The sequence below is a fragment of the Priestia sp. P5_B4 genome (assembly GCF_056400385.1).
Genome location: NZ_JBFULJ010000319.1, coordinates 1 through 3,999 on the forward strand (window position 1 = coordinate 1; position 3,999 = coordinate 3,999).

The 3,999-nt window shown below is 35.7% G+C and carries 1 protein-coding gene and 2 pseudogenes; 2 read left to right on the plus strand and 1 reads right to left on the minus strand.

Going from position 1 to position 3,999, the window contains the following annotated elements; translation table 11 throughout:
• Nucleotides 1–173: 173 nt before the first annotated feature.
• Nucleotides 174–1,670 carry a class I adenylate-forming enzyme family protein gene (locus tag AC1DRF_RS18370; RefSeq protein ID WP_477741345.1) on the minus strand — a complete coding sequence of 499 codons (1,497 nt, stop codon included), beginning with the start codon at nucleotides 1,668–1,670 and terminating at the stop codon, nucleotides 174–176.
• 433 nt (nucleotides 1,671–2,103) lie between these two features.
• Between AC1DRF_RS18370 and cax the strand changes: the two are divergent.
• Nucleotides 2,104–3,128 (plus strand): annotated as a pseudogene (cax, locus tag AC1DRF_RS18375) (calcium/proton exchanger).
• A gap of 362 nt (nucleotides 3,129–3,490) precedes the next feature.
• Nucleotides 3,491–3,999 (plus strand): annotated as a pseudogene (locus AC1DRF_RS18380) (arylsulfotransferase family protein); the annotation flags it as partial.

Genomic DNA, 3,999 nt, shown 5'->3' on the forward strand with positions numbered 1-3,999 from the left:
GTGTTATTTACAGGCTATGAATCTGAATATGAGAACACCCTTCGTATTTGTTACACTGATATCAAGAAGCTTTCCACTTAACATTTTTGCGTTAAAATAATGAAGCTTTTGTTATGTAGGATCTCCCCCATCTTAAAAGCGTGGACTGCATTCAGTCCACGCTTTAACTATCTTCATTTCAGTTCTCTTTTTAATACTTTACCGAGCTGATTTTTAGGAAGTTGATCAATAAAATAAACTTCGGGAATTTTGTAGCTTGCTAGACGATCTCTACAATATTTTAAGATATCTTCTTTTGTTAAAGAAGAATGAGGATCTTTTACCACATACGCTCTAGGTTTTTCTCCATAAACTGGGTCTTCTACTCCTACTACAGCAGCTTCTATAACCGTATCTATTTGCTCAATTATTTCTTCTACCTGATCAGGATAGATATTATCACCGCCATATACGATAACATCTTTAAAGCGTCCCATAATATATAAAAAGCCGTCTTGATCTACCTTTCCAGCGTCCCCCATATAGAACCAGCCATCTCTAAGGACTTTGTCAGTCGCCTCTTGATTATGCCAATAGCCTTTAAAACAATAGGGGCTTTTTATGATAATTTCTCCAACTTCTCCTGTTTTCACTTCTTGTCCTGACTCGGGATCAATAATTTTTACTTCTACACCAGAAAGAGGCTTACCTGCTGATTCAATTTTTTCATTTCCCATATTTGGTGTCCATACACTGACTGTCCATGCTTCTGTACTTCCATAACCTTGTATCATAGTGATGTCTAATTTTTCATATTCCTTAATAAGATAAGCAGGAACTTTTGCACCTCCAGCAATAGCAACCTTTAGTGAAGATTTCTTTGCCCCTTCATTTTTCACCGCTTCGAGCATTTGCATGTACATAGAGGGAAACGCTAACATCATAGTGATCTTATGAGTTTCAATCGTTTCCCAAATGATTTCCGGTGTAGGATCTGACAACAAAAATAATCCCATCCCGTTGGAAACAGATTTCAAAATATTATTAATAGAACTCATATGATAAAAAGGATGCGAGGCAAGAAAACGACCATCCTTTTCATAATCGATTCGTTGACTAGATGGTTGTATATAAGAATACACATGACCATGCTCAATCATACAGCCTTTTGCGTTGCCAGTTGTTCCGGAAGTAAAAAGAAGCATAGCTATGTCATCTTGAGAGACCTGTATATTGGGATTTAGTATAGAATACGCAGAAAAAATTTCATTATATTCTTCAACTGTCTGCACACTATTTTTTCTTCCTACTTGTAAAGTAATCACGTCATTTAATATTTCAGAATCAAAAGGAATAACCTTATGAAATTTTTGGTCGTAGAAAATAATTTTAGGTTGCGCACTATCTAAAATATCGATAATTTCATACTTCGTAAGCTGCCAGCTAATAGGAACCGCTACGGCTCCGATTCTTAATGCGGCTAGCAGAATCGTAGGAAACGGATGATTGTTTTGACAGAGAATTGCAATTCGATCCCCTTTTTTAATGTTATGGCTTAACAGGTAATGAGCGAGTTGATTGACACGTTCATTATATTCTTTAAATGTATGGTAAGATGTACTCCAAATTAAAGCCTCCTTTTCAGCAGATTGTGTAGCCCTTTGCTCTAATAGTTCTCCAAGTGTATACATAATAGCTCTCTCCTTTAATGATAATGACCAGTTTGAATCATATTTAAATGGTGCTTCATTCTAATTATTTTTAAATCTATAAACTACATTACCCATAATTAACGTTAACGTAAACGTTAATTATGGGCGTTTGAAAAATCCATATCTTTTTAGCATGTAAAAGATACATATTGGTTATTCAGAGCAGACTATTTAATATACTTTGAAGCTTATCTTGAGGAGTTCATAGCGCCTTATCTTGTACGATTCTTTTCTTTTTTAACTTTACACCAGCTATTATTAAGTATGTTCTCTTTCTATGCGTCGAGTTGATTGCTAGTTGCACTCTCCATGTGAATAACAAAAGTCTTAAGAGTTATATTAATAAAAACGCTAAGATAATATAGAGCTTCTCTTCTTGCTATAGGATCTATAAATGACCATGGAGGAAAATATGAATAAAGTCTTTTTCATTTTTATGATTATTGGTGTACCTCTTTCAATTATTGGCAGCATTTTTAATTGGAATTATATTTTAATGTTCTTTATTTATTGTGTGACATTAATTAGTTTGGCTAATTACATCAGACGTTCTACTGAAAGCCTTAGCGTTGTAGTAGGTCCAACAGCAGGGGGATTACTTAATGCTACGTTTGGCAACGCTGCAGAAATTATTATTTCGTTTTTTGCATTAAGTAARGGACTAAATACAATCGTCATTTCCTCTATTACTGGAGCGGTTCTCGTTAAACTACTTTTTGCGAGCGGAATATCAATGATTGTTGGAGGAATTCGATTTAAAAAGCAAAAATTTAGTGTGTTTAAAACACGACATAATACCTCTCTCTTAATGTTTGCTATTATCGTAACTTTTGTATTGCCATTTATCTTTGCAAAACGCTTGGATGATAAAGATATGCAGGTTCTATCAACTTCTTTTGCTATTGTGATGCTGACCATTTACCTGCTTGCTCTTCTTTTTAAACTTGTCACGCATAAGGGGATTTTTACTGGAAACGCAGAAGAAAATGGAGAGGAACCAGAATGGGGAAAAAAGAAAGCAATCGTTGTGCTTGGACTGGCCACAATTGTACTAGCTTATATTAGTGAAAAACTTGTTGGCACCATTGAGCCAGTAGGTGCTGCCTTAGGCTGGAGTCACGTTTTTATTGGAATTATTGTTGTGGCCATAGTCGGAAGTGCTGCAGAGTACGTGTCAGCAATTGCAATGGCCTATAATAACAGAATGGACGTAATGGTGGAGATTTCCATTGGTTCAACCGTCCAAACGGCCATGTTTGTTGCTCCTATACTCGTTCTGTTTTCATACTTGTATGATTTCTTGCCTCTTGTATTTAATACAGCGGAAATGATTGCGATGATCCTTGCCGCTCTCATGACGGTGATTCCAACTGGTTCGAAGGTGTTTTACTTGTTGGTACCTACATTGCGATAGGCTTTAGTTTTTACCTTTTATAGAATTTTTTCAAGAAAAAGATGAAAATTTCAGCTTACATAAAGACAACGCTTGGTCATCTTTTTAAATCTTGACGAATAACATATATACAAAAATCTGCTTTTCTTTTGCATGGTTTTCAACTTTAAACACGATTAAAATATTGCTGCATTGATAATATATAATGGTATATGAACGAGAAAAACGAGCTCTTATCTGCTAAGGGCTCGTTTTTTACATTTATTTCATCTGCCCTTATATACAAGCATTTAAAATAAAAAAAAGACACAAGTAAACCTAAAACATATGTACATATTCTGACTTAAATGACATATTAATAGCTCGACAGTGCTAATAATAAAATTTAGAGGAGATGAGAGTGGGAATGGATAATTTTAATTCACAATCATCCACCAATCATTCAAACCCGCAAGTATGGAATTTTGTTTCGGCTCCTAACTTACATCCCATGAAGGTTACCATTAATGTTAATAAGCCCGGAACCGCTCCCGGACTATTATTTGTTGCGCCCTATACGGTATATGAAGCAGCGATGATTGGCCAAACTGGGGCACTAATTATGGATCAGACAGGTAATCCAGTGTGGTTTAGACCACTTGCTAGTAGATATATCCAAAACACAGACTTTCGAGTACAAATGTACTGCGGGAACCCTGTTCTTACGATGTGGCAAGGAACAATTTCAGGAACTCAAACCGCAACTCCAAACCTTCCAGCAGGCGATCCTGAACCTGGTGCTTATTTTCAAATTATCAACCAGCATTACAAGGTCATTAAAAAGTTATTTGCTAAAAAAGGATTTACAGCTGATGTGCATGAGTTTACAATCACCGAACGGAATACGGCTTTGTTTACGGCAGTAAAACAAGTACC

Coding starts and splice junctions, on each gene's coding strand:
- AC1DRF_RS18370 (WP_477741345.1), bottom strand. CDS start 1,670: ATGTATACACTTGGAGAACTATTAGAGCAAAGGGCTACACAATCTGCT.